Annotated in this window: 25 protein-coding genes; 14 read left to right on the plus strand and 11 right to left on the minus strand. The window is 43.6% G+C overall.

The annotated features are described in order from the left end of the window. Nucleotides 1–11: 11 nt before the first annotated feature. Nucleotides 12–392: a hypothetical protein gene (locus tag B9T38_RS01765; protein ID WP_086195159.1), complete on the minus strand. Its 381-nt coding sequence runs from the start codon at nt 390–392 to the stop codon at nt 12–14. A 105-nt stretch (nt 393–497) separates the two neighbouring features. Between B9T38_RS01765 and B9T38_RS01770 the strand changes: the two genes are divergently transcribed. Together B9T38_RS01770 and ppa are read left to right on the plus strand one after the other, a co-directional pair. Next, nucleotides 498–899 carry an MAPEG family protein gene (locus B9T38_RS01770; protein WP_086195160.1) on the plus strand — a complete coding sequence of 134 codons (402 nt, stop codon included), beginning with the start codon at nt 498–500 and terminating at the stop codon, nt 897–899. Nucleotides 900–1,023: 124 nt separating this feature from the next. Beyond that, nucleotides 1,024–1,560, plus strand: a complete 537-nt coding sequence (gene ppa, locus B9T38_RS01775; RefSeq protein WP_005233448.1) for an inorganic diphosphatase — start codon at nt 1,024–1,026, stop codon at nt 1,558–1,560. A 93-nt stretch (nt 1,561–1,653) separates the two neighbouring features. Here ppa and B9T38_RS01780 read toward each other — a convergent pair whose 3' ends face one another. After that, nucleotides 1,654–2,952, minus strand: a complete 1,299-nt coding sequence (locus B9T38_RS01780; RefSeq protein WP_086195161.1) for an OprD family outer membrane porin — start codon at nt 2,950–2,952, stop codon at nt 1,654–1,656. Between the two features lie 1,371 nt (nt 2,953–4,323). Between B9T38_RS01780 and B9T38_RS01785 the strand changes: the two genes are divergently transcribed. Beyond that, nucleotides 4,324–5,085 (plus strand): TorF family putative porin, encoded by a 762-nt coding sequence (locus B9T38_RS01785; protein ID WP_086195162.1) that lies wholly within the window; start codon nt 4,324–4,326, stop codon nt 5,083–5,085. A gap of 124 nt (nt 5,086–5,209) precedes the next feature. Here the strand turns inward: B9T38_RS01785 and B9T38_RS16695 are convergent, their stop codons facing one another. The 3 genes from B9T38_RS16695 to B9T38_RS01795 form a co-directional block, all read right to left on the minus strand. After that, nucleotides 5,210–5,365 carry a hypothetical protein gene (locus B9T38_RS16695; RefSeq protein ID WP_171263145.1) on the minus strand — a complete coding sequence of 52 codons (156 nt, stop codon included), beginning with the start codon at nt 5,363–5,365 and terminating at the stop codon, nt 5,210–5,212. Nucleotides 5,366–5,371: 6 nt separating this feature from the next. Next, nucleotides 5,372–6,859, minus strand: a complete 1,488-nt coding sequence (locus B9T38_RS01790) for a YifB family Mg chelatase-like AAA ATPase (protein WP_086195163.1) — start codon at nt 6,857–6,859, stop codon at nt 5,372–5,374. 68 nt (nt 6,860–6,927) lie between these two features. Next, complete coding sequence (locus B9T38_RS01795; protein WP_086195417.1) at nt 6,928–7,155, minus strand: accessory factor UbiK family protein; 228 nt, start codon at nt 7,153–7,155, stop codon at nt 6,928–6,930. 279 nt (nt 7,156–7,434) lie between these two features. Between B9T38_RS01795 and glnK the strand changes: the two genes are divergently transcribed. The 7 genes from glnK (at nt 7,435) to B9T38_RS01830 (ending at nt 13,614) form a co-directional block, all read left to right on the plus strand. After that, nucleotides 7,435–7,773 carry a P-II family nitrogen regulator gene (gene glnK / locus B9T38_RS01800; RefSeq protein ID WP_086174160.1) on the plus strand — a complete coding sequence of 113 codons (339 nt, stop codon included), beginning with the start codon at nt 7,435–7,437 and terminating at the stop codon, nt 7,771–7,773. A gap of 58 nt (nt 7,774–7,831) precedes the next feature. Continuing rightward, the gene (locus tag B9T38_RS01805; RefSeq protein ID WP_086195164.1) at nt 7,832–9,241 is read left to right on the plus strand and encodes an ammonium transporter; all 1,410 of its coding nucleotides are present in this window, start codon (nt 7,832–7,834) and stop codon (nt 9,239–9,241) included. A gap of 138 nt (nt 9,242–9,379) precedes the next feature. Then, nucleotides 9,380–9,838, plus strand: a complete 459-nt coding sequence (gene nrdR, locus B9T38_RS01810) for a transcriptional regulator NrdR (protein ID WP_086174158.1) — start codon at nt 9,380–9,382, stop codon at nt 9,836–9,838. Between the two features lie 38 nt (nt 9,839–9,876). After that, nucleotides 9,877–10,980 (plus strand): bifunctional diaminohydroxyphosphoribosylaminopyrimidine deaminase/5-amino-6-(5-phosphoribosylamino)uracil reductase RibD, encoded by a 1,104-nt coding sequence (gene ribD, locus B9T38_RS01815; RefSeq protein WP_086195165.1) that lies wholly within the window; start codon nt 9,877–9,879, stop codon nt 10,978–10,980. Beyond that, nucleotides 10,977–12,269, plus strand: a complete 1,293-nt coding sequence (locus tag B9T38_RS01820) for a DNA adenine methylase (protein ID WP_086195166.1) — start codon at nt 10,977–10,979, stop codon at nt 12,267–12,269. Before ribD ends, B9T38_RS01820 begins: the two co-directional genes overlap by 4 nt. A gap of 27 nt (nt 12,270–12,296) precedes the next feature. Further along, nucleotides 12,297–12,956, plus strand: coding sequence for a riboflavin synthase (locus B9T38_RS01825; protein WP_086195167.1), 660 nt, complete (start codon nt 12,297–12,299; stop codon nt 12,954–12,956). Between the two features lie 112 nt (nt 12,957–13,068). After that, nucleotides 13,069–13,614 (plus strand): VTT domain-containing protein, encoded by a 546-nt coding sequence (locus B9T38_RS01830; protein ID WP_086195168.1) that lies wholly within the window; start codon nt 13,069–13,071, stop codon nt 13,612–13,614. A gap of 124 nt (nt 13,615–13,738) precedes the next feature. Here the strand turns inward: B9T38_RS01830 and blhA are convergent, their stop codons facing one another. The 3 genes from blhA to B9T38_RS01845 are packed head-to-tail and all read right to left on the minus strand — an operon-like array spanning nt 13,739 to nt 16,248. Further along, complete coding sequence (gene blhA / locus B9T38_RS01835) at nt 13,739–14,374, minus strand: cell division protein BlhA (RefSeq protein WP_227609515.1); 636 nt, start codon at nt 14,372–14,374, stop codon at nt 13,739–13,741. 25 nt (nt 14,375–14,399) lie between these two features. Continuing rightward, nucleotides 14,400–14,807 (minus strand): DNA polymerase III subunit chi, encoded by a 408-nt coding sequence (locus B9T38_RS01840; RefSeq protein ID WP_086195170.1) that lies wholly within the window; start codon nt 14,805–14,807, stop codon nt 14,400–14,402. Beyond that, entirely contained in the window at nt 14,800–16,248 is a 1,449-nt protein-coding gene (locus B9T38_RS01845; protein ID WP_086195171.1) for a leucyl aminopeptidase, read from the minus strand. The genes B9T38_RS01840 and B9T38_RS01845 overlap by 8 nt, the downstream gene beginning before the upstream one ends. A 159-nt stretch (nt 16,249–16,407) precedes the next feature. Here B9T38_RS01845 and lptF point away from each other — a divergent pair, with 159 nt between their 5' ends. The 4 genes from lptF to B9T38_RS01865 all read left to right on the plus strand — a co-directional run bounded on the left by lptF (nt 16,408) and on the right by B9T38_RS01865 (nt 21,455). Beyond that, nucleotides 16,408–17,508, plus strand: coding sequence for an LPS export ABC transporter permease LptF (gene lptF / locus B9T38_RS01850; protein WP_086195172.1), 1,101 nt, complete (start codon nt 16,408–16,410; stop codon nt 17,506–17,508). Between the two features lies 1 nt (nt 17,509). Beyond that, nucleotides 17,510–18,580, plus strand: a complete 1,071-nt coding sequence (lptG, locus tag B9T38_RS01855; protein ID WP_086195173.1) for an LPS export ABC transporter permease LptG — start codon at nt 17,510–17,512, stop codon at nt 18,578–18,580. Between the two features lie 122 nt (nt 18,581–18,702). Then, nucleotides 18,703–20,250: a 2,3-bisphosphoglycerate-independent phosphoglycerate mutase gene (gpmI, locus tag B9T38_RS01860; protein ID WP_086195174.1), complete on the plus strand. Its 1,548-nt coding sequence runs from the start codon at nt 18,703–18,705 to the stop codon at nt 20,248–20,250. A 26-nt stretch (nt 20,251–20,276) separates the two neighbouring features. After that, nucleotides 20,277–21,455: a S41 family peptidase gene (locus B9T38_RS01865; protein WP_086195175.1), complete on the plus strand. Its 1,179-nt coding sequence runs from the start codon at nt 20,277–20,279 to the stop codon at nt 21,453–21,455. Nucleotides 21,456–21,480: 25 nt separating this feature from the next. Here the strand turns inward: B9T38_RS01865 and B9T38_RS01870 are convergent, their stop codons facing one another. Genes B9T38_RS01870 through gacA form a run of 3 tightly spaced genes read right to left on the minus strand, consistent with a single transcriptional unit; the run spans nt 21,481 to nt 25,141 of the window. Next, nucleotides 21,481–22,893, minus strand: a complete 1,413-nt coding sequence (locus B9T38_RS01870; RefSeq protein ID WP_171263153.1) for a sigma-54-dependent transcriptional regulator — start codon at nt 22,891–22,893, stop codon at nt 21,481–21,483. Nucleotides 22,894–22,912: 19 nt separating this feature from the next. After that, a complete protein-coding gene (locus tag B9T38_RS01875; protein ID WP_086195177.1) occupies nt 22,913–24,478 on the minus strand; it encodes a sensor histidine kinase in 1,566 nt (521 codons plus the stop codon). Nucleotides 24,479–24,505: 27 nt separating this feature from the next. Next, nucleotides 24,506–25,141: a response regulator transcription factor GacA gene (gene gacA, locus B9T38_RS01880; protein WP_086195178.1), complete on the minus strand. Its 636-nt coding sequence runs from the start codon at nt 25,139–25,141 to the stop codon at nt 24,506–24,508. Nucleotides 25,142–25,222 lie beyond the last annotated feature (81 nt).

Genomic DNA, 25,222 nt, shown 5'->3' on the forward strand with positions numbered 1-25,222 from the left:
TAGGCCAGGCTTTAATCTTTTAACATCCATCGATCAATATAGGGACGTGCTATCCCAGTAATCCATAGAAAGGTCGTGATGCTACCAAATTGATAGATGTATCGCTGTAAATCAAATGCACCAAAGCTATATAAATTATCGAGCAAACAGTAGAGTGCAACGACTGTAGTCCATATCCAAAGGGCCTGACGTTTAATTCCCACCATCCAAAGTGCGAGAATTGAAATAACAATGGTAAAAATAAGGGAAAGCCTATTAAAATTGGCACACACCACTGCAAGTAAAAATCCTGTAATAGGCAATACGATTTTGAGTACCCGATCCACTTTAAGTTGATGCTGGCGCTGCTTTTCGAGTACATCAAACATTTTTTCTTGATCAGGATTGATCATTATGGATCCTTATTGCTCATTTATAAAAACGCTATAATTTACAAAAAATATTGCGAAAACACCATGCTATGATAGGCAGCATAAAATTTTAATGAGAAAAGTGAGATGCAAAGCATTAGCGGAATAATCTATCTCATCTTAATCGCATGTTTATTGCCCTATGTTTTTACTGCAATTGCAAAAAAAACAGCCGGTTTTAAAGCACGAGATAATCAGAACCCGCGTGAATTTCTGGCTAAAACCACAGGTTTGGCCGCCCGTGCCAATGCGGTACAACAAAACAGTTTTGAAAGTTTACCTTTATTTATTGCTTCCATTTTAATGGCAGAATATATGGTGATTTCTCAAACCGTAATCATGACTTTTGGTGTTGCCTATATTGTACTCCGTATTTTCTACGGCATCTGCTATTTAGCTAATTGGGCCACTTTGCGTTCCATTATCTGGACCTTATCCTTGCTGTGTCCGATTTGTCTGTTGCTGCTGGTGATTAAATTAACCACCTGAGCCTGAAAATGTGAAAATACATATTTTCACCCAGCAGATGTATAATCGAAAAGTTATTTAATACGCAAAAACCGTTATAATCGTTGCGGTTTAAAAAAGATTTAACTTGTTAAAGAGTGATGCTATGAGCTACAGCAATATCCCAGCGGGTAAAGATGCACCAAACGACATCTATGTAATTATTGAAATTCCTGCAAATGCAGCACCAATCAAATACGAAATCGACAAAGATTCTGATGCATTATTTGTAGACCGTTTCATGGGTACTGCAATGTTCTACCCGGCAAACTACGGTTATGTGCCAAACACATTGTCACTTGATGGTGACCCACTTGACGTATTGGTTGTGACTCCACACCCGGTTGAACCAGGTTCAGTCATTCGTTGCCGTCCAGTCGGTAAATTGAACATGGAAGATGACGGTGGTGTTGATGCGAAACTGGTTGCAGTACCGCACGACAAATTAACACCGATCTATAAAGATGTTCAGGAATATACTGATCTTCCTCCGCTTTTGATCAGCCAAATTGAACATTTTTTCCAACACTACAAAGACTTAGAACCAGGTAAATGGGTTAAGTTAAGTGGTTGGGAAGGTGCTGACGTTGCGAAACAAGAAGTACTTAGCTCAATTGCAGCTTATGCAGAAGCAAATAAATAATTGCTTTTCAATTTAAGTCTTTAAAATTTTAAAGCTTAAATAAAAAAACCTGCACATTGTGCAGGTTTTTTTATCACTTGAAATTCGAGTGAATTAGAATAATTTCACAGGAATATCCAAGAAAATACGCCATTCGTTGGTATCACCGATGTAAGCATTTTCATAAGCATCGTTGGCACGATAAATAGAATTACGTAGGCGCAAGCTTACATCTTTGGCAAAACCGCTTTGAACAGTGTATTTCACCTGGTTAAAGAATTCATTTTCTTTACCTTCGCCTGTTTTACCAGCAACATTGATGTCCCAACCATAAACATAAGCAGTAGTCCAAGTTAAGCCTGGAACCTTCATTGCACTGAAGTCATAGGTATATTGAACTTGTGCTGATTTCTCACGGTTGCCGACGAAGTCAGACAAGTAAGAGTTTGGAAGGTAGACACTTTGACCACCGTCAGCATTTTCGCCGTAATCATAACCAGTGTTGCCAGTATTTTGTTGGTAAGCCAACATTACGTTGTGCGCACCAGTATTATAAGTACCTGAAATTGCCCAAATATTGTTGCTTCGACCGGAAACATTTTTATTGCCAATTGTTGAAGAATAAGTAGCGGCTTGTTCATCAAACTCAGTGTGATAACCGCTGAAGTCATAAGTGAGTGAGCTGTCATTGGCAAGCGTTTGCTTATAATTGACATTGGCATAATGACGTTCAAGTTTGTCTTTAATATCCACGCCATAATAAGCCGTATTTAAAGCATCATTAACTTTGTATTTAGCGCCCCAAACTACTGCGCGATCTAATTTACGGCCATCTGTATTGATTTGATCTGAATACTGGTTCTTCGTGAATTTACCAGCAGTCAATTCCAGGCCATCAATTTCACGGCTAGTTGCAAGTACACCTTCAAAGTATTCAGGAACCATGCGGGCAGTATTGCTGGCCAATACCGGTAAGTCTAAAACTTGCGTACCGTATTCAACAGTTGTATTGGAAACACGTGCTTTGACACTTGCGCCGCCACGAGCCCAATGGTCATAAGCGTCCCCATTTGGATTTTCTGCAGTCGGTGCATGCTTAGGAATCATGCCATTATTCGCATTTTTGTTTTCGCCCAGTTTAAATGAAGCATCACCTACCGCATTTACACCAAAACCTACCACACCCTGGGTGAAACCAGACTCGAGTTTGACGATAGCAGATTGTGCAGCAGAGCTTTGATCTTTCTTGCCAGGTGCTTTTTTATCACGATTGATATAACCGGTGCGGAACAATACAGAACCTTCAGCATCTTCAACGAAGCCTTTAGATTCGCTTTGTTCACTGGCATAAGCAGTTGAAATTAAGGCAGTTTGAATTAAAACTGCTAAAGTAAGTTTTTTAGCTTTTTGCATTGGGAGAGAGCCTTATACAAAATGGGAGAAGAAATTAGCAGAATTGTATACGTAATGTATCGCAAAAAAAGCTTTTTTTAATACATTTTATTTAATTAAAGTTATAACCTGTTTAAATGTAAATTATACCTTTTGGTTAACAAAATATTAGAAAATTATTATTTATGTAATTTTTTTTACAAAACAATATGATATTTTAACTCTAAATAAATTTTGGGCTAATACCGATGCCTCATTAAAAATTGATAGGGAGTTGTGGTTTTGAAAAATGCTATTTTAGCGTCCTAAATTTTGATATCAGGCCCAAAACATGGCTTTTATTAACCCGTGATATCAGCAGAAACACCTCTTTATAATGATTTAATTTTTTAAAAAGTAGCAAAATCAGCTGACTTTTGACTGAAATAATCAGATATTCTGGTTAAAAAATTAGGCTTACATGTCGATTTTTTTTGTTTGAGAAATATGTTTTAAAATGATCAAAAAATTGACCAAAAATTATAGATAAAGTTTTAATTATTATTGTTCAGTTTATCATTGGGTAAAATCTTAATCATTCCATAGTCGGAATAAATTCTGCTAGGTCCAGATAAAATTGTATTATTTTTTGCGCGCAATAAGTTCCTGATTTATATGAGTTGAAAATACGGTCTGATCATCAGCAAAAAAGTCCATGCGATGCTTTTGTGCATAAAATGTGGGCAGTGAGATAAAAATAATGATCTTTTTTAGCTCTCAGTAGGGCATAGGTACATAAAAGCTGATTCATCCTTGGTTTCGCAGCTATTGGTCAGTCTATGTCAGGACTTTTGAATAATCGTGTGCAGATCAAGATTAAGGTTTTAAACAGAACTTTGCAGGAGCTGATCATGCTCCCGATATTTACTGTAATGCATGCTTAATATGTCAGTAAGTCAAACATGGCCAATATTGTTTGATTAAAACTTGAGAAGGTAGCAGCTGATTTTGATCCAGATTTTTGAGCCGGTGGATTGGGGTTTTAACTGGCCGATTTTAGTCAGAGAAGGCGTGAGATGCATAAACAAGCGTACAGTGAATATTTTTTGTGCACTTTTTCTAGGCATTTTTAGCTCTACCTGAAAAAACAGTCTCAAAATAAGGCAGGTTGTAAATAAATATTTAAGCCGTATTAGCATGCAGATCATCTAAAAGAGAGAAAGTCGTCAATCTTGTGAAGCTCGAAAAATGACTAGGTTTTGTTTTTATTTTTAAATAATAAATTTATAAATATCAATATATTAATATATTATTGGCGATTTACGGGCTAAAAATTACTGTGTTGTTTTTTAAACTGGCATAGCAATTGCTGATATCTCTTGAATCCATAAAAATCTGTCGGGGATCTATAAAATGCTTAAAAAATTATTTGCTGTGACCACTTTAGCTACTATGTCAGGTGCTGTATTTGCTGCAGATGCTCCTGCCTTACCTTTTGGCCTGTCTTTTAGTGGTAGTGCAGCCGTCACTACAGACTATCGTTTCCGTGGTGTGACTCAAACGGAAAATGATCCAGCCGTACAAGCAGGATTCACGCTAGCTCATACTTCAGGGTTATATTTTGGCTTGTGGGGTTCCAATGTGAATTTTGGCAGCGGCACACCTAGCCTGGAACTGGATCCATCGCTTGGCTATGCCACCACGCTTGAAGCTTTCAGCAGCAAACCGACAGTAGATGTTGGGGTGGTGTACTATAATTATCCAAGTGCCAGCGATCTGAACTGGGCAGAATTATATGGCAAATTAGGCTTCAAAAGTGTGATTGCAGAAGGCGATAGCATTTTAACCAATCTCAATTATACCAATGACTATGCCGGTGCAGATGCAGACAGCTGGAATGTGAATGTGGGTTATTCAGTTCCATTTGGTTCATCAGGTTTTGGTGGGGTTGCTGCTGTAGGCTATACCGTTGTAGATGAAGACAAATATACCTTTAATGGTGATGATAATTATGTAGACTGGAAAGTGGGGCTAAGCTATGGCTTTAAATCCATTCCAGGTGCTAGTGCTGAACTGGCAGCTGTAGGCACCAATATTGATACTGATGGTTTATCGGATGTCGCAGAACGTGCGGTGGATACCGGTGCGGTATTTACCCTTACCAAAACATTCTAATTGTAATTTCAAAGCATTAAAAAACCTCCAAAGCATGACTTTGGAGGTTTTTTTATAGGTCAGGATCTGATGTGCAGGCTGTTGCAGAAAATGCAGCGCGGATCAGCACTGAATTGATGCCGTGTTATGACGATCCATGTAAAAAAAGGCTAGCCAAGGTATTGGCAATCAGGTATTCGCCATCATTTGAATCGGACTGACCTTTAAATGTCTGTTTAATCATTTGGCCCATCTGTATGGCATCGACAAGACTTTCAGGATGGCGAATAAAGTTTCGCATTTAGTATTAACCCTGTTGTGCCCGATAGGACAACGCTTCAGTTAAATGCTGGCTTTTAATGTCAGTATGTTGAGTTAAATCGGCAATGCTTCGCGCGACACGTAATACCCGATGATAAGCCCGGGCAGACAGGTTTAAGCGTTGCTGGGCCATTTCCATAATTTTCTGTGCCTGCGCATCAAGGCATGCAAACTGTTCCAGCTGTTTGGGACTTAAAGCATGATTCAGGCATTGTTGTCGCTGGATTTGTAAATTATAGGCTTGAATTACCCGTTCCCGAACCGTGTGTGAGTTTTCAACTGGTGTAGTCGCCTGTAATTCATGGGCTTGTAAAGGCGGCACATCAATATGCAGGTCAATCCGGTCCAGTAGCGGACCTGAAATCCGGTTTTGATAACGTTTAATCGCATCTGGGGAACATTGGCAGCGGATATCCTGATTAAAAGCATAACCACAAGGGCAGGGATTCATTGCTGCAATGAGTTGAAAGTTGGCCGGGAAGGTAATTTGCCTGGAGGCACGGGAAATCACTATTTCCTTGGATTCGAGCGGCTGTCTTAATACTTCCAAGACCTTACGATCAAATTCAGGCAGCTCATCTAAAAATAATACGCCCAAATGAGCCAGCGTAATTTCCCCCGGTTTGGGATGTGAACCCCCACCCACCAAGGCAATTGCGGAAGCAGTATGATGTGGTGCACGAAAAGGGCGCTGCCCAAAAGGATGCGAGCTATTGGCAACCGAGTAAATACTGGCTACTTCCAGATTTTCCTGCATGTCCAGAGGGGGCAAAATACTGGCCAGCCGTGAAGCCAACAGTGTTTTTCCTGTACCTGGTGGGCCTTTAAACAATAGTGAATGTCCACCAGCGGCAGCAATTTCCAAAGCCCGTCGCGGGCGCAATTGACCTTTGATATCGGCTAAATCAAATTTGTACTGATTGATTGGATTGCTGCTAGGGGCTTGATATTGCTGAAGCGGATGTTGTCTGGATAAATGTTCACAGACATTTTTGAGATGGTGGGCAGCAAACACTTCAAAATTGGGCAGTTGCGAAGCATCTTGGGCATTCTGTTCTGGCAAAATCAGTTGATGTCCAGACTGCTGGCAGGCAATGGCAATGCTTAAAATACCGCTGATGGGACGAAGTTGACCATCCAGGGCCAGTTCACCAATAAATTCCAGCTGATCTGTCACATTTTCAGGTAGTTGGCCTGAAGCGATTAAAATTCCTAAAGCAATGGGCAAATCCAGACGCGAGCCATCTTTGGGTAAGTCTGCAGGCGCTAAATTGATGGTGAGACGTTTGGTGGGGAATTGGAAACCACTATTAATAATGGCAGAACGTACCCGGTCTTTACTTTCCCGAACTGCTGCTTCAGGCAACCCAACAATGGTTAAAGAAGGCAAGCCCTGACTGACATGAACTTCCACCTCAATTAAAGGTGCATGAAGTCCAAGCAGACCTCGAGTGTAAATTTTAGCAAAAGACATTTATTATTGTTCCATTGTGGTGCGTTATTTTTAATCGTTTTTGGTCTTTTTATGCACTAAACAAGTGCTTATTTATTGTTCTTGATTTTAATTTCTAAAGCTTCAACCTGTTTAAGCAGTTCATTCAAGCGTAGGTTGGCATTATTTAATGCAGTACGTTGACGTTCAATTTCTTCTTTGGAAACCAGATCCATCTTGCTGACTGCTTCGTTCAGTAAGGCACGTAAATTATGCTCAACATCTTTTTTCGGTTGATCGAGCTGTTCCATTATGGCTTGTAATAAGGTTTCAATCATTGCAGTACCCATATAAGGATGGAGAAGTGGTGCTAGTGTAACATTGCTGCTACCTGGACCATAGTCCCACTCAACCGGATATAGCTTTATCCGATGTTTAAAATCGTTAATTTTATAGTAAAAATGTCTAGTTTCTGGAATTCAGACTACATGTAAAAGGATAAAATAGGTTATAAAGAAAACTCGTGTCAAAGTTTCTATTTCCCCCAACCTTAGAATTTTTGGCACGGAATTTGAACATAAAACCTTACTGGTGAAAGAAGCCGAAGGAAAACAAACATGAAGCTCGTAACTGCAATTGTAAAACCCTTTAAATTGGATGATGTGCGTGAAGCACTCTCTGACATTGGTGTTCAAGGGATCACCGTAACTGAAGTCAAAGGCTTTGGTCGTCAAAAAGGTCATACTGAACTTTACCGTGGTGCAGAATATGTTGTTGATTTTTTGCCTAAAGTAAAAATTGAAATCGCGATTAGCGATGAAATGGTTGATTCAGTCATTGAATCGATTACCCGTGTAGCAAGCACAGGAAAAATTGGTGACGGTAAAATTTTCGTTACTAATTTAGAACAAGTCATCCGTATCCGTACCGGTGAAACAGGTGCAGATGCTGTTTAATTTGGCATGAAGTTTGCTGAGTAGCTAATAACTCACAAAACTAGGTTGGGGGATACGAATGAAAAAAATGCTTATTGCGCTGAGTTTATCTGGCGCACTTTTAGGTGGTTCTGTTGCATGGGCTGAAGAAGCACTAACAGCAGCATCCACTCCTGCTGAAAATGTCGCAGCGACTGAAACGGCTGCCTCGTCTTTAACAACAAATTCTGAATTAGCTGCGGCACCTACTCCAGCTGAACAAACAGCAGCGCCTGTCGAAGAAAAACCAAAATTAGATACAGGTGACACCTCATGGATTTTAGTGTCTACAGCACTGGTTCTATTGATGACCATTCCCGGACTTGCATTATTTTACGGCGGTATGGTTCGTAAGAAAAACGTACTTGGTACCATGGCACATAGCTTTGTTGCAGCAGCCATTGTCAGTATTACCTGGGTGGTGATTGGTTATAGCCTGGCCTTTGGCAGTGGCAATGCTTTCATTGGTAACCTGGATAAAATCATGCTATCCGGCATTACCACAGATGCCTTAACTGGAACGATTCCGGAAGTTCTGTTTGTGATTTTCCAAATGACTTTTGCCATCATTACTGTAGCTATTATTACTGGTTCGATTGCAGAACGTATGAAATTTGGAGCTTTCGTTGCATTCATTACACTTTGGAGTGTGATTGTGTACGCGCCAATTACTCACTGGGTATGGGGTGGCGGCTGGTTAGCGAATGATGGCGCATTAGACTTTGCTGGCGGCACGGTAGTTCATATTAACTCGGGTGTTGCAGGTCTGGTTGCTGCATACATGCTCGGTAAACGTATGGGCTTGGGCCGTGAATCAATGGCTCCCCATAACCTGACTTTAACCGTGGTGGGCGCAAGCCTGGTATGGGTAGGCTGGTTCGGTTTCAATGGTGGTTCTGCACTCGGTGCCAACGGTTCAGCCAGTTATGCACTTATTGCTACACAAGTTGCTGCTGCCGCTGCTGCAATTTCCTGGTTAATTACTGAAAAAGTGATTCGTGGTAAAGCTTCGGTATTGGGTGGTGCATCTGGTGCAGTTGCTGGCCTGGTGGTCATTACACCAGCAGCAGGTTTCGTGACTGTAGGCGGTGCTTTAGCTATGGGCTTGATCGGTGGTGTGGTGTGCTTCTGGGGTATTACTGCACTTAAACGTGCACTGAAAGCGGATGACTCTTTGGATGCTTTTGGTCTGCATGGTGTGGGTGGTATTGTCGGTGCAATTCTGACTGCGGTATTTGCCAGTGAATTTATTATGGGTGATAAAGTGCCGACAGACATGATGCATCAATTATGGGTGCAACTTGAAGGTGTACTGGCAACTATTGCTTACTCTGCAGTATTGACCTTTATCATTCTAAAAGTGATTGATCTGGTCATCGGTATCCGTGTTGCGAGTGATGACGAACGTATGGGTCTTGACCTAAGTCAACATGGCGAACGTGTAGAATAATATAAAAACCAATAATCAATATATTGTGTAAAACAGCCCGTCAGGGCTGTTTTTTTTCCATATCTTGCGTAAGTCTCTACAAAGGGCAGAATTTTTGCTACACTCTGAATCCGATTTGATTTGTTCAATTAAACCGCTATGCACTGTCCATTTTGCAACGCTGCAGATAGTAAAGTGATCGATTCGCGTTTGGCTGCCGAAGGCTGCCAGATTCGTCGACGTCGTGAATGTATCAGCTGCGGAGAACGTTTTACTACCTTTGAAACCTATGAAGTGGTGATGCCCCGGGTGATTAAATCTGATGGTAAGAGTGAACCGTTTGACGAAGCAAAAATGCGTCGTTCCCTGATGCATGCTTTGCAAAAAAGGCCGGTGACCCAGGAACAGATTGAAACCGTACTCAGCGATATCCAATTACAGATTCGCCGTTTAGGTGAGCGCGATGTAAAATCCCGCACCATTGGCGAAATTGTGATGCAGGCTTTATTTGCCCTGGATCATGTCGCTTATGTCCGTTTTGCTTCAGTCTATCAAGACTTTCAGGATGTTGAAGCCTTCCGTCGTCAAATTGAACAGATGCAGCAGCGCGAACACTAAATCGAACACTAAGATTTTATTTTTCCAAGAGTCATGCAATGTCCGAGTTAAAAGAAGATTCCATTCAGCCAGATCAGCTTTGGATGCAACGTGCAATCGAATTGGCACGACTTGGACAATATTCCACTAAACCCAATCCCAATGTCGGCTGTGTCATCGTCAAAAATGGTCAACTGGTCGGTGAGGGCTTTCATCCGAAGGCCGGGCAACCGCATGCCGAAGTGTTTGCCATGCGCCAGGCTGGTGAACAGGCACGTGGTGCAACAGCGTATGTCACTTTGGAGCCATGTGCACATTATGGCCGTACACCGCCGTGTGCCAAAGGTCTGGTCGAAGCTGGAATTGCAAAAGTGATTGTGGCCTGTCCGGACCCGAATCCCTTAGTGGCGGGTAAAGGTGTGCAGATTTTAAAAGAGGCCGGTATTGACGTCAGTGTTGGTATTTGCGAACAAGAAGCAGAAAAACTCAATCTGGGTTTTTTAAAAACCATGGCCACTGGCATGCCTTATGTGCGTTTAAAAGTCGCTTCCAGCCTGGATGGTCGAACTGCCATGGCATCGGGTGAATCGAAATGGATTACCGGAAGCGAGGCCCGTCAGGATGTACAGCACTGGCGTGCCATTTCCGGTGTGGTGATTACTGGCATTGAAACGGTACTTGCCGATGACTGCCAGCTGAATGTGCGTCAGCTGAATGGCATTGCCGATATCAGTACGATTGTTCAGCCCAAACGTCTGGTACTGGACCGTCAGGGGCGTTTACCTCTGACTGCAAAAATACTACAGCAGCCTGAAACAGTCATGGTGATGGGACCGTTTCGTCAGGAACTGGCCGATTTAGGCGTGTTACAATTGCCAGTACAGCCTTTAAAAGACCTGCTACAGACCTTATCTACCCAATATCAAATTTATGATGTGCTAGTGGAAGCAGGGGCAACATTATCCACAGCCTTTTTGCAGCAGCAACTGGTGGATGAAATGATCAGCTATGTTGCACCGACCTTTTTAGGTCAAACCGCTCGTGCGATGTTTAATGCGGAATTCGACCGTATGGCAGAGCAACTTCGATTTAAGCTCATCGACCTGGTTCAAGTCGGGAATGATGTGCGCTTAAGGTTAATCCCTTCTCAAGAGACAGTATGAATTCAGAGTCTTCGGTTTATCATAAACGTCGTCATTCAGCACGTACTACAGATGAATACCTTTTCAACCAGCTTGTTCCGTATTTAGGCAATAAGCGCCGGTTACTGCATCTGATTTTGGAAGCCCTTGAGAGTACGGGAACCTTAAATAGCCACAATGGCCGGGCGCCGATTTTTGCTGATTTTTTCGCCGGTTCCGGCGTGGTTTCGCGTCTGGCGCGACAAAATGGCTATCGGGTCATTGCCAATGACTGGGAACCCTACAGCCATGCGTTAAATAGCGCGATTTTGTCCTGTGTCGAAGCACCGGCATTTAAAGAGTTGGGCGGCTATCAAAAAGCGATTGATTATCTGAACCGTTTGCCGGAAGTCAAAGGCTGGGTGACGCATAACCTGTGCCCGCGTAATGACGAAATCTATGATCCGACTCGCGACCGTCTGTTCTTCAAACGTCGTAACGGGATGCGTATTGATGCCATCCGTCAGCAGATTGCCACTTGGCAGGCACAAGGTGCGATTGATGATGTAGAAATGTCGGCTTTGCTGGCACCCTTGCTGTATTCGGCCAGTTTCGTCAGTAATACCTCAGGGGTATTTAAAAGCTTCCACCATGGCTGGGGCGGTAAAACCCAAACTGCTCTGGAACGGATTGAATCCTTACTCTGGCTGACCCCAAGCCGTTTCTGTGAAATCGGCGACCCGAAAAAACCGGCCGCGGAAATGTGGTGTGTTGATGCACAGCATCTGGCCAACCAGATGAGTCATTTTGAAGTCGATATCGCTTATCTGGATCCGCCGTATAACCAGCATGCCTATAGTAGTAACTATCATGTATTGAATGCCTTGACGCTGTGGGATCAGGTCGATTTGCCGAGTCCAGACACCAAAGGCTTTAAAAGCGGGATTGACCGGGCATGGCGTAAAGAACGTCCGAGCCAGTACAATTCTTCCAAGCATGCCAAAGAAGCCTATGAAAAATTATTGGCAACCATTAATGCACGTTATATTCTGACCAGCTATTCGACCGATGGGAATATTGAAGCGGGCGATTTGCTGCAGGCTAACTTGAAGCGTGGTCGCGTCACCTTGCTGACCCAAGATGTACCGCGCTACCGGGTGAGCAAGCAGCGCCAGTCAGAACGTGCACGTGTGCTAGAATTTATTGTCATCACCGATACCCATGCCAAATCGGGTCCGCCACTGCGCCAGCTCTTGGGTCAGCTGTATCATTTTGCTGAACTGGGTGGAGTAGATACGACCGGTGTAAGTACGCAACTGGCATTGTGGTAAAACAAGGACAGCATTAGAGAAAAAGTTATGTTTACAGGCATTATTGAAAGTCTAGGTAAAGTGGAAAGCTTGCAAAGTGTGGGTGGTGATGTGCGTCTGCGTATTGGCACCGACCTCGACATGTCTGATGTGCATTTGGGCGATTCGATTGCCACCAACGGGATCTGCCTGACTGTGATTGAATGGGGCGAAAACTGGTATGCCGCTGATGTTTCACGTGAAAGTCTGAATCGAACTACTTTAGGCACTTGGAAAGTGGGGCAGCCGGTCAATGTGGAAAAAGCCATGTTGCCAACCACCCGTTTTGGTGGACATATTGTCAGTGGTCATGTCGATGCGGTCGGTGAAATCACGCTGGTACGTGAAGATGCGCGTTCCATTTATTATGAGGTCACGGCTCCGGCGGAAATTGCCAAATATCTGGCAGAAAAAGGCTCGGTGACGGTAGATGGCATTAGTCTGACCATTAACCACCTGCGTGGCAATATTATCAGCCTGAACCTGATTCCGCATACGGCAGAACGAACCAATATTGGCACCTGGAAAACCGGGGCGAAAGTGAATCTGGAAGTCGATGTTTTAGCGCGTTATATCGAGCGTTTAATGCTGGGGGATAAAGCTGCTGAAGTCAAAGAGCAATCCAAATTAAGCATGGCATTTTTAGCAGAAAATGGCTTCTTGAAGTAAAACATCTTAGAATAGAAAACAGTCTGATTGAAAAGTCAGGCTGTTTTTTTTGTTTTTAGTTTTTATTTTTAATAAGTTATGAAAATAATGTGGTTAAAGTGAGTAGCTGAAGATGCTTGATTTTCTAATGCATATTGAACAATGGTTGCCTACTTTGCTGGATCAGTATGGTCTGTGGATCTATGCTATTTTATTTCTGATTATCTTTGCAGAAACTGGTTCCGTATTTATGTTCTTCTTGCCGGGAGACAGCCTGCTGATTGCGATTGGTGCCCTCTGCTCAACCACAGATGTGATCCATTTAAATACCATGGGACTGTTGCTGTTTAGTGCTGCGGTACTGGGTTATATTGTCAATTATTATACCGGGCAGATTTTGGGGTTTAAGTTTTTCCATGAACATTCACGTTACTTAAAACCGGCCTATATCGTAAAAACCAACCATTATTTTACCAAGCATGGTGGTAAAACCATTTTGATGGCTCGCTTTGTTCCATTTGTACGTTCATTTGCTCCCTTTGCTGCAGGGGCAGGGCATATGAATCTCTTGAGTTTTATGCTGTATAACGTAGCCGGTGGTTTAATCTGGATTGCGGTATTATTGAGTATAGGCTACGGTGCAGGGAATATACTGGGTCTAGCGGTGGACCTGTTTTAATTTTGAATACTTTGAATTTCAGCCTCATTCCATATGCTGAAGTCAAAAAAAAGTCCACCGAAATGGACTTTTTTTTTGTCATGGCAACGAAATTAAAAAATACCTGAAGTCGCCATGCTGAAACTCAAGTGCCAGGTTTTTCCGAAGATAAATTAGAGTTCTTTAAAATATAGTCAATTTCTTCCTGACTGGCTTGATGCAACTTGGCGCGAAATACAGTCACCGCTTGCTCAATCAGCGTTTCAGCTTCCAATTCCAGACGTAAACGCAGGCTTTCCAGCTCCGATAATATTTCATGGTCAGCAATCGAGAACATGCCCTTGGCAAAATTCAAGGCCGGGCCCGCAGGGTTCTTGTGATAACGTGCAGTATAGGTTTGCATTTCGTGCTCTATATTTTGACGTATAAAAGCCAAGGTATGAACCTGCTCGGCAAATTGTCTTTCTTCGTCTAGCTGTAATGCCTGTGCATAAGCCGCCTGTTCGGCACGCTTATTTTCCAGCGACTGTTCCAAGGCACGCTGCTTGCGCAAGCGCGCTTCTTCAATCAGCTGGGCCTTACGTTCGGCATAGGCATGTTCAATCTTTTCATAAGATTGCTGCTGGGCTTCTTTGTCTTTTTCTAGCCACTTCTGAATATTGGTTTCAGGTTTGAGGACATTGCAGACGCGGTGTAGGTCATCAATAAATGCCTGACGAACAGCCTCAGGTACGTTTAACCAGCGCTGTTTAAAATCTTGACCGACATTTAATGCCACCACATCTCTCCTTATTTCCATTGATCGGCTAAAGCTTGAATGTTCGCGGCTCAATACCTAAGCGTCGATATTGTTTAAATTTTTCACGACCCAGTTGTTTTGCCGATTCATTATTTTCGATGATTTCTATAATGTGACTAAATTTATCAATCTGTTCAAGGGCTTGATTGTTAAAATTAAACACAATCCAGTCAGACTCTTGCGGCAGGCGGGATGAAATGCAAATGCTGGCCTGTTCCTGATCAATACCATGCGGAATAAAACTGCCAGGATCAAAACTCCACAACTGTTCATCAAGCTGCTGCTGCAAGTCAGTATTTTCGCAATATAACCAGATCTGTGCCGGCTGTTTCAGAATCTTGCGGCACAAACGGCAAGTGCTTTGCACTTGCCGTTCATTGCTTTTTTCAAACAGATAAAAGCTGACTTTAGCCATTCGACTGCACACGATTGGCCAGGAACTGAACCAGTAATGGCACAGGACGACCGGTTGCATTTTTGGCTGTACCTGAGTTCCATGCTGTACCGGCAACATCCAGATGTGCCCAGCGGTATTCACGTGTGAAGCGTTGCAAGAAACAAGCAGCCGTCACAGAACCGGCTTTCGGTCCACCAATATTGGCAATATCGGCAAATGGTGAATCCAACTGTTCCTGATAGTCTTCAATCACCGGCATGCGCCATACCCGGTCAAATGAAGCCTGGCCTGCAGCGGTAATTTCAGTAGCCAATTCATCATCCGGGGTAAATAAACCTGACAACACTGAACCCAAGGCCACCACGCAGGCACCGGTCAAGGTTGCAATATCAATCACCAGCGCCGGATTGAAACGCTTGATGTAAGTCAGAGTGTCGCATAGTACCAAACGGCCTTCTGCATCGGTATTTAAAATTTCCACCGTTTGTCCACTCATGGTGGTTACGATATCACCTGGACGGGTGGCATGACCTGAAGGCATATTTTCAGCAGCGGCAATGGCACCGACCACATGAATTGGCAGTTTTGCTTCACATAGCGCACGGATGGTGCCTAGCACTGATGCTGCGCCGCACATGTCAAATTTCATCTCATCCATGCCCAGACCCGGCTTAAGTGAAATACCGCCTGTATCAAAGGTTACGCCCTTACCAACCAGTACCACAGGGGCCTGTTCAGTATGGGCTTTATATTCGAGGGTAATCACACGACCCGGACGGTCTGAACCTTTGCTCACTGCCAGGAAGGCATTCATGCCCAAGTCTGCCATTTGCTGTTCATTAATCACAGTGACTTTTAGTAGGTCCGGATATTGTGCTGCCAAAGCTTGAGCCTGTTCAGCCAGATATTCTGGGAAACAGATATTACCTGGGCGATTGCCTAAATCACGGGCCAGGTTTTGACCGGATTGCACGGCATGAATCAGAGACAATTGTTGCGGGTTTAATGTACTGTTTGCAGCAATCAGATGAATTTCTTCAAGCACAAATTCATTTTTCTTCGATTTGTACTCATCAAATGCATAATTTGCCTGAGTCAGCGCCAGTGCAAATAAATAATGCTGTTCAGGGGCTAGGGCAGAAATATCAATACTGATCTGTTTGAATTTTTTTTGTGACTCTTTGATAATGTTTTGTGCGATTTTTGCTAATTTGGTCGGCTGAATTTCAGCTGCTTTATCTAGGCCAATCAGCGTGGTATTGGTACAGGCAGCCACTTTGCCGATCAGGGTTAAAGATTCGCATAGACTCGCCTTGAATTGTGCAGCTTCGACTAAACTATTTAAATCATTGATTTGATAAGTGGTCGAGGCCTGTTGCAGCTGTTCGGAATCTACTAATATCAATAAACATGGGCTAGATGCATTCTCTTGGAATGACGTATTAATGGTCAGTTTCATGTGCTGTATTCATGCCTTGGAAAGATTGCAAATCATTAAACCATTGAAACATTTCTATGAATAGGGTTTCAATGCGCAACAACAGTATAGGTTTTATATTTTCACCATTCGGGTAAACTAGCGCTAGTTTTATTTGTTTCTTTTTTGGGAAGAATTAATTTGATTATTCGGCGTTATCTGGTCAAGCAAGTGCTGTCTACCTCCCTGGTGGTCATTGCTTTATTGACCTTAATCATGATGGGTGGTCGGCTGATCAAGTTTTTTGGTGTGGCGGCACAAGGTCGTTTAGATACCAGTATTTTGTTTAGCATTATTGGTTATCGACTGCCAGAATTTTTAACATTAATTCTTCCGCTCGGCTTTTTCATTGGTCTGATGCTGGTGTTTGGCCGTCTCTACGTCGATCATGAGATGGCAGTCATGAATGGTAGTGGCATCAGCCGTAATCAGTTGGGACGTTTGCTGATTCCACTGACGGTGGTTTTTCTTGCGGTTCAAACAGTATTGATGGTGTGGATGTCCCCTTGGGGACTGCGTCACTTTGAAGAACTGATCACCAATCAGGCGGTGAGAACCGGTTTCGATCTGGTTCGCCCCAAAGAATTCATTTCCTCTGGTCCCTATACTATTTATGCTGGAGATTTGTCGGAAGATCGTCACAATTTAAAAGATGTGTTTTTCTATCAGCGTGCCGAAAAACCGGGCAAACCTGATGTCATGATTTTGGCGAAGGAAGCCACCCGTGTAGATGTTGCTAATGAAACCGCCAGTATTGTGGATTTGGTAGAAGGGCGCCGTTATGAAATTTTCCCGGGAACACCAAAATATACACAAGCAGAGTTTCAATCTTATCGTTTACGTTTAGAAAGTGATCAAGAAGCAAAATTTGAAAGCGCTGAAGTGGAAGCCTTACCAATTGCCAAACTTTGGAACAACCGCAATGATCCTGTCGTTGTGAGTGAATTGGGCTGGCGTCTCTTCGTACCATTTTCCATTGTGGTTGCCTTAATGCTGGCGATTGCACTGTGTGAAGTAAGCCCGCGTCAGGGACGTTATTTAAAACTGTTCCCGGCCTTACTGATTTTTGCCAGTCTGATTGTGGCCCTGATGGCGGTCAAAACGCGCATTAGTAAAGATGAAATGGGCATCTGGGCCTATCCTTTGGTGTTGCTGGCCTATGCTGTTGCCGCAGCACTGTTTTCCCGGAAACAGAAACTGGCACCAAAAATCAAGAAACGAATTCAGCAGGTGAGGTCTTAAAATGTTAGCACGTCGAATAGTCGCCAAACATGTGACCAAAACTACGGCACTTGCCATGCTGGGTGCAACCGCAGTGCTCTCTGTTTTACAGGTGCTGTTCACCTATTTGGGTGAATTGGGTTCGCTGAACGAAAACTATGGGGCCTGGCAGGCATTTCTCTATGTATTATGGGGTGCACCGCGTTATCTCTATGAAATTTTGCCGATCTCTGCCCTGATTGGGGCGGTGCTGGGTTTAGGTACTCTGGCTTCCAATAGTGAGCTGGTGGTGATGCGCTCGGTGGGCATCAGCCTGTGGCGTATTGTGGGCTGGGTGATTCGTTCAGCGCTGATTCTGGTGGTGTTATCCTTTGTCTTAAGTGAGTGGGTGATTCCGTATACTAATGAACAGGCCAAAAGTGTCAAAGATCACCGTAGCGCCAGTGCATTGGGTGAGGTGAGGGGTTACTGGACCCGTGAAGGTCAGCGTTTTATTTATATTGATTATGCCAATGCACAAGGCCAGCTTCAGCGTGTTCAGGTGGTTGACTTTGATGACAATTATTATCTGAAAGGTGTACTGAATGCAGAACAGGGCCAGTTCATTAAAGATGGTGACTGGAAGCTGCAGCAGGCAACCCAGATGGATATTTTGCCACAAGGAAATTCTACTCTGCTACAGAGCGCACAGCTACCGCTGGCTTTAGCCCTGCAACCGAAATATGTGCATATGGTCACCATTGATCCGGAAGATTTATCTCCAAGTCAGCTGGTGAGTTTTATGAGCTATATGCATGAATATAGCCAGGTGCCGAAAACCTACCAGCTGGCATTCTGGCAAAAAGTCGGTTCGCCATTTGCCTTGATTGCCTTGGTGCTCATTGCCTGTTCCTTTATTTTTGGTCCCTTACGTCAACAGTCGATGGGTTTCCGTCTGGTCATTGCCTTGTTTATTGGCTTGGGATTCTTCTATCTGCAGGACTTTCTGGGCTATGCCAGTCTGGTCTATTCACCATCACCAGCCTGGTTCGTGTTTGTGCCGATTGTGCTGATGCTGCTGGTCGGTGGTTATTTGCTGCGCCGTGCACGTTAAACTGCTCCGACAGTGATAAAAAGAATGTGCATGATCAGCTTTAGTCATGATCTGCACATAGAGTCTTGACCGAAAATTCGGTAAGATATGACGATGAAATTGTAAACAAAAGAGTGTTCATTATGACGGATGCAACTGCTGGCAAAATCCCTCACGTATTGGTAATTATGGATGGTGTGGGTCATCGCGAAGCGGTCGAAGACAATGCTTTCCTGGCAGCAAAACGACCTAACTTAACGGCTATGCAACAAAAGCATCCACATGGTTTGATTTCAGGTTCAGGTGAAGATGTCGGCCTGCCTGATGGTCAAATGGGCAACTCTGAAGTGGGTCATATGAACCTGGGTGCAGGTCGAGTGCTGTATCAGGATTTCACTCGCATTACCAAAGACATCCGTAGCGGTGCTTTTTTTGAGCACGAAGTGCTGGTCGATGCCGTTGAAAAAGCCAAAGCCGCAAATAGAGCAGTCCATATTTTGGGCTTGCTGTCGCAAGGTGGCGTGCATTCGCATGAAGACCATATTGTAGCCATGGCTGAACTGGCACTGAAACGTGGTGCAAAAGTTTATCTGCATGCTTTCCTGGACGGTCGTGATACACCGCCTAAAAGTGCACAGCCATCTCTAGAAAAACTCGATGCATTGTTTGCCCAATATCCGGGTCAAGGCCGTATCGCCACCCTGATCGGCCGTTACTTTGCCATGGACCGTGACAACCGTTGGGATCGTGTAGAACAGGCCTACCGTCTGCTGACTGAAGGTGAAGCAGTACGTACCGCTGCAACAGCCGTTGAAGGTCTGGAACAGGCTTATGCAGCTGAAGAAAGCGATGAATTTGTCAAAGCCACCCGTATCGGTGATGTGGCGAAAATTCAGGATGGCGACAGTGTAGTGTTTATGAACTTCCGTGCCGACCGTGCGCGTGAAATCACCAAGGCCTTTGTCGAAAAAGATTTTGCTGGTTTTGAACGTAAAGTGGTTCCAAACCTGTCTAAATTTGTGATGTTGACCCGTTACCAGGCGACCATTGATGCACCTGTGGCCTACATGCCTGAAGCGCTGAAAAACTCGATTGGCGAGTATTTATCAAGTCTGGGTAAAACACAGCTGCGTATTGCCGAAACAGAAAAATATGCCCATGTGACTTTCTTCTTCAGTGGTGGTCGTGAAGATGAATATCCAGGTGAAAAACGCATTTTGATTCCATCTCCAAGCGTTGCCACTTATGACCTGAAACCGGAAATGAGTGCTTTCGAGGTGACTGATGAACTGGTTGCTGCGATTAATTCGGGTGAATATGACTTATTGGTTGTGAACTATGCCAATGGTGATATGGTGGGGCATACCGGTGTATTCGATGCCGCAGTGAAAGCAGTGGAAGCAGTAGATACATGCCTCGGTCGTGTCTATGAAGCGGTGATGGCACAAAAAGGTCATATGCTGATCACGGCCGATCATGGTAATGTAGAGCAAATGCAGGACTACCAAAGTGGTCAGGTCCATACTCAACATACCACTGAACTGGTTCCGTTTATTTATGTCGGCCCAACTTCTGCAACCATTGCTGAAGGTGGTGTACTTGCAGATGTCGCACCGACATTGTTGAACCTCATGCAAATTCCTGTACCTGAAGAAATGAAAGGTCGTAATTTGATTACTTTAAAATCATAAAAAATTTCGTATAAACAGGTGGATGGATGGCTTTACAGCGCTGGAAAAAGGTTGTCATTTTAACAACGTTATTCATGTGTGTGAGCCATTCCGCTTTTGCTGCGGTAAAAGGCAAGGGCCAGCCTGTTTTAGATTTTGATGATGAAGCTGAACAGAACTATGCTGAAGTTCCGGTGGAATCGATTCAGCAGTTCGTGCAGATTTATAGCATTGTCAAAGAAAATTATGTCGATGAAAAAAATGATGAAGCCTTATTTCAACAGGCGATTAAAGGTCTGGTCAGTGGACTCGATCGTTATTCCCGTTATTTAAGTCCAGAAGAATATAAGCAGTTATTACAATACACTGAAGGGGATATCGCCTCTGTCGACTTTGAACTGACCTATGATCCGCAATTGCATCAATGGGTCATTCAAGGCTTAAAGGAAAATGCAGATTCAACCAAGCAAGGTTTGCGCAATGGGGTCAGTGTATTCAAGATTGATGACCAGGAACTGAAAAAATTCAATCATGATCAGGTGAATAGCTTGCTGAATGGTTCGATTGGTTCGACCTTAAGCTTACAGCTGGCACAAAATAGCAAGCCGTTGATTTTAGTTCGTAATAAAAAAATAGAAACCGATATTCAGGCAACCTTATTGCATAATCAGGTGCTGGTGATCAAGGTCAGGGTGTTTCAGCAAGATACAGCCAATGAAATCAAACGCTTGATTGAAGAGTATTCTTCTTCACGCTTGAAAACGGTGTTATTGGATTTAAGAAATAACCCTGGCGGATTGTTGTCCGCTGCGGTTGAATCGGCTGATCTGTTTTTGAACCAGGGAATCATTGTTTCAACCAAAAGCCGTTCCGAAGGCGACCAGCAGTTTCAGGCCCTGCCCAGTTTTGAGTTTCAGAATTTAAAGTTGGGTATTTTAATCAATAACCGTTCTGCCTCTGCCGCTGAAGTCTTTACTGCCGCGATGAAAGATCATGGCCGTGCCTGGGTGATCGGGGATAAGAGTTACGGAAAAGGGGTGGTACAAAAACTGTTCCCACTTTCCAACGGTGCAGCTTTACAGATGACGGTATCGCATTACTACACTCCTAAAGGGCAGATGATTGAAGGGGTAGGTATTCAGCCCAATCAACACTATCTGCAACATGAAATGAAAGAAGAAAACTATCTAGAACATGTTGCAGAGATCATTTTAACTCATAAATAAAACGGCCTGATCCTTAAAAAATGGTCTAGTCCTCGTCGGTATCTAAACCAAATTTTTTCAGTCGATAACGCAAGGAACGGAAAGACATGCCCAGTTTCTTGGCAGCCAGTGTTCTGTTCCAATGGGTTAAATTTAATGCATTGAGTAAAATATCTTTTTCAATATTTTCCAGATAAAGCTCCAAACCTTCATCGGGTAATTTCTTGGAAGACATCACGATGTCACTGCGCAAGCTGTGCGGGTCTTCCGTTACCTCTGGCACTGCTACAGTAGGGTAGCGTAAAGGTGCGCTTTGCAGGTGTTGCAAATCGATTCTTTCATCATCGCTTAAGGTAATGGCGCGTTCAATAATATTGCGCAGTTCGCGGACATTGCCGGGATAATACTGACTCAGTAAAAAGCTTTTCGCACGATCAGTCAGCTGTTTTTGCGGAATATCCCATTCCTGACTAATTTTCTGAATAAAGTGATGCGCCAATAAAATAATATCGTCACCGCGGTCACGCAGTGGAGGCAAGACCAGATCCATGACATGGATACGGAAAAACAAGTCCTGTCTAAAGCGGCCTTGCTGAACCAGGGCTTCCAGATCCTGGTGGCTGGCACTAATCACCCGGAAATCGACATCAATTTCACCATCTGAGCCGACTGGACGAATCCGTTTTTCCTGTACGGCACGCAGCAGTTTAACCTGCATGTTTAAAGGCAGTTCGGCAATTTCATCCAGAAACAGACTGCCGCCGTGGGCAGACTGAATTAGACCCTGTTTGTCTTGTGTAGCGCCGGTAAAGCTGCCTTTTTTATGCCCGAACAGTTCGCTTTCCATCAATTCAGTCGGAATGGCGCCGCAGTTAATGGCAATAAAAGGACCTTCATTACGGTTACTGAGGCGATGCACCAGATTGGCAATGACTTCTTTTCCTGTTCCGGATTCACCGGTAATAAAAACAGGTGCCTGAGAGCGGGCAATTTTATTTAAGGTCACCCGTAACTGTTGAATTGGCAGTGACTGTCCAATTAACAGTTTTTGCTCCAGGCTATCTTCCTTGATCTGCAAATGATCTTGTGGTTTGTTAAAGGCTTTTTGCAGGAGCTGTTCCAGATGCTTCTGATTTACGGGTTTGCTGACAAAATCGAAGGCACCGGCTTTGAGTGCTGCGATGGCGATTTCCATATTACCATATGCCGTCAGTACCGCCACGGGTACGGATGGAAAGTGCTGGTTAATCCATTCCACCAGTTGCAGTCCATTGCCGTCCGGTAAATTTAAATCGGTTAGACAGGCATCATAGCGGTATTCGGACAAGAATTTTTTGGCCTGTTCCAGACGATAGGCAATATGGGTTTTAATTCCAATACGAGATAACGACATTTGCATGAGGGTACACAAATCTTCCTCATCATCCACCAATAAGACAAGTGGTTGTTGTTCCACAATACACCCCAGCAATTTTCATTTATAAAGCAACTTGCAGGCATTCTATCCGAAAGCATGCTCCCTGTTCTTGTTTTACATAGTTCAGTTTTGCCTGATTGGCTTCACAAAAACTATGTGATAAGTACAATCCTAAACCTGTTCCTGTGATTTCGGTACTAAAAAAAGGTTGAAATAAATAAGCCAAATCCTTGGATGCAACGCCCGCGCCAAAATCACGAACATCAATACGCACATTGTTGTCATGTAAGTAAACATTCAACTCGATATGTGAATGCTCTGGTGCATTATGTCGAATGGCATTGCGAATCAGGTTAATCAGCACTTGACGAAGTTGTGCCTCGTCAAAATGCACAAAAATTTTACTTTGAACAGTATATTTAATTTGGGGCGCAATATCAGCCAAATCTTCCAGAATTAGTAGGGGAATAAACTGTTTCAACTCAATGGTTGAGGGGTGGGTTTCTTTATTGCGCACCATATTCAGCGTGTCTTGTACAATCCGGTCAATACGCTGTGTCTGCTTGGCAATCATTCGGCTCAATACCGCCTGTTGATGCGGGTCGCTATCACTCAAAAGTTCATTAGCCTGAACAATCGCGGCTAAAGGATTGCGAATTTCATGAGCAATACTGGCGGACAGTTGCCCGAGTGCCGCGAGTTTTAATTGTTGTACACGTTGATTGAGCTTGGTGGCATCCTGCAATACCAATAATGTCAGGGTTTGTTGTGGCACCATGAGTTTTTGCACTTCAATATGCATATGATAATGGCTGAGCTGTGACTCAAACTGAAATTTTTCCCCATCCCGCAGTTGATCAAATTTAAGCAATTCAAATAAATCCGGCTGAGCCTTGTATAAGGGATATTTGTCATAAGCATAGAGTGGAGGAATGCCTAAAAGCAGGCAGGCAGCCGGGTTGCTCAGCACAATATGACAGTTTTCATCTAGAACCAGATACCCCAGTTCGATCTGTTCCAGAATATAGCGATTCAGGTTTTGCAGCCGGTTTAATTCCAAAGACTGCGAAAAATTTAAATTTTCAAGCAGTTGAAAGCGTTTTACTGCAATTTGCCCACTGCCATACACCACTAAAAACAGAAAAGCCAATATCGCACTGTTGCCAATATTATTCAGTGAAGAAAAATCAAAAATACTGCCTAAAAAAAGCTGATAAATCACACTGATCACGGCAATCAGGGTAATGATCAAAGCCTTTTGGGCATCAAGTAATAACGAGGCCGCGAAGATAGTAATCACAAACAGCAAACTCAATTGCAGGTTCGGGCCATCTACCGCGAGGGTGAGCAAGCTTAAAGCAATGACATCGACAACAAATAACAGCGGGAGTTGCTGGGCAGTTTTAAAGCGTATGCTTTTGAGTATGATTAACTGGATAAAACTTGCCGATACGTAGCCGATTAGCACGTAAAGATAAAGTTGCTGATAGTGGTAATCTAGACTTAAGCGCTGATACGTGAGTAAGAAAATCAGCAGAAGACTGGTCGCAATAATGAGTCTATAGGTGCTATACCAAATACCTAAATGATATTGGTTAAACTCTAAAGTATAGCTATTTTGCGTCATGCAAGTCTTCTAGCAAGCCAAAGGGCCTTAAGGTTTAATCAGGCCATAGCGAATGGCCAGATGAGTCAATTTGACATCACTATCCAGATTCAGCTTTTCGAAGATGCGGTAGCGGTAAGTATTCACCGTTTTGACACTGACAAAAAGTTTATCGGCAATTTCCTGGGCACTAATACAATTTACCACCATCATTGCGACCTGCATTTCGCGTTCCGACAAGGCATCGAAAGGAGATTGCTGTGTGTCGGAAAGGTAAGAACTGGCCAGTTGTTCGGCAATGTCGGCACTGAAATATTTTCCGCCTTGCATGACCTTGTTGATGGCACGTACCATTTCGGAAACCGGTGCACCTTTGGTGATATAGCCTTTCGCCCCGGCTTTCAGTAATAAGGAAGGATAGGGTTCCTCCGCCAGACCACTGACGGCCAGTACTTTGGTTTCAGGGGCTGTTTGCAATAGGCGTCGGGTAGTTTCTACCCCGCCAATGCCCGGCATGTTGACATCCAGCAAAACGACATTCGGATGATGATGACGGACTAAGTTAATCGCTTCTTCACCAGATTCAGCCTGACCAACCACTTGAACATCCGCATGGTCTTCGAGCATACGGCAAATTCCGGTACGTACCAATTCATGGTCATCTACCACTAAAACTGTGATCACCTAGTTCTCCCTCATCTCAAAAAAATGCATTTTTTTGTTACATAAAGCAAAATAAGCTTGCAATGAAATGACAAAATTAGC

It is taken from the genome of Acinetobacter sp. ANC 4218 (assembly GCF_002135245.1).
GTDB lineage: Bacteria > Pseudomonadota > Gammaproteobacteria > Pseudomonadales > Moraxellaceae > Acinetobacter.

Coding starts and splice junctions, on each gene's coding strand:
- B9T38_RS01765 (WP_086195159.1), bottom strand. CDS start 392: ATGATCAATCCTGATCAAGAAAAAATGTTTGATGTACTCGAAAAGCAG.
- B9T38_RS01770 (WP_086195160.1), top strand. CDS start 498: ATGCAAAGCATTAGCGGAATAATCTATCTCATCTTAATCGCATGTTTA.
- ppa (WP_005233448.1), top strand. CDS start 1,024: ATGAGCTACAGCAATATCCCAGCGGGTAAAGATGCACCAAACGACATC.
- B9T38_RS01780 (WP_086195161.1), bottom strand. CDS start 2,952: ATGCAAAAAGCTAAAAAACTTACTTTAGCAGTTTTAATTCAAACTGCC.
- B9T38_RS01785 (WP_086195162.1), top strand. CDS start 4,324: ATGCTTAAAAAATTATTTGCTGTGACCACTTTAGCTACTATGTCAGGT.
- B9T38_RS16695 (WP_171263145.1), bottom strand. CDS start 5,365: ATGCGAAACTTTATTCGCCATCCTGAAAGTCTTGTCGATGCCATACAG.
- B9T38_RS01790 (WP_086195163.1), bottom strand. CDS start 6,859: ATGTCTTTTGCTAAAATTTACACTCGAGGTCTGCTTGGACTTCATGCA.
- B9T38_RS01795 (WP_086195417.1), bottom strand. CDS start 7,155: ATGATTGAAACCTTATTACAAGCCATAATGGAACAGCTCGATCAACCG.
- glnK (WP_086174160.1), top strand. CDS start 7,435: ATGAAGCTCGTAACTGCAATTGTAAAACCCTTTAAATTGGATGATGTG.
- B9T38_RS01805 (WP_086195164.1), top strand. CDS start 7,832: ATGAAAAAAATGCTTATTGCGCTGAGTTTATCTGGCGCACTTTTAGGT.
- nrdR (WP_086174158.1), top strand. CDS start 9,380: ATGCACTGTCCATTTTGCAACGCTGCAGATAGTAAAGTGATCGATTCG.
- ribD (WP_086195165.1), top strand. CDS start 9,877: ATGTCCGAGTTAAAAGAAGATTCCATTCAGCCAGATCAGCTTTGGATG.
- B9T38_RS01820 (WP_086195166.1), top strand. CDS start 10,977: ATGAATTCAGAGTCTTCGGTTTATCATAAACGTCGTCATTCAGCACGT.
- B9T38_RS01825 (WP_086195167.1), top strand. CDS start 12,297: ATGTTTACAGGCATTATTGAAAGTCTAGGTAAAGTGGAAAGCTTGCAA.
- B9T38_RS01830 (WP_086195168.1), top strand. CDS start 13,069: ATGCTTGATTTTCTAATGCATATTGAACAATGGTTGCCTACTTTGCTG.
- B9T38_RS01840 (WP_086195170.1), bottom strand. CDS start 14,807: ATGGCTAAAGTCAGCTTTTATCTGTTTGAAAAAAGCAATGAACGGCAA.
- B9T38_RS01845 (WP_086195171.1), bottom strand. CDS start 16,248: ATGAAACTGACCATTAATACGTCATTCCAAGAGAATGCATCTAGCCCA.
- lptG (WP_086195173.1), top strand. CDS start 17,510: ATGTTAGCACGTCGAATAGTCGCCAAACATGTGACCAAAACTACGGCA.
- gpmI (WP_086195174.1), top strand. CDS start 18,703: ATGACGGATGCAACTGCTGGCAAAATCCCTCACGTATTGGTAATTATG.
- B9T38_RS01865 (WP_086195175.1), top strand. CDS start 20,277: ATGGCTTTACAGCGCTGGAAAAAGGTTGTCATTTTAACAACGTTATTC.
- B9T38_RS01875 (WP_086195177.1), bottom strand. CDS start 24,478: ATGACGCAAAATAGCTATACTTTAGAGTTTAACCAATATCATTTAGGT.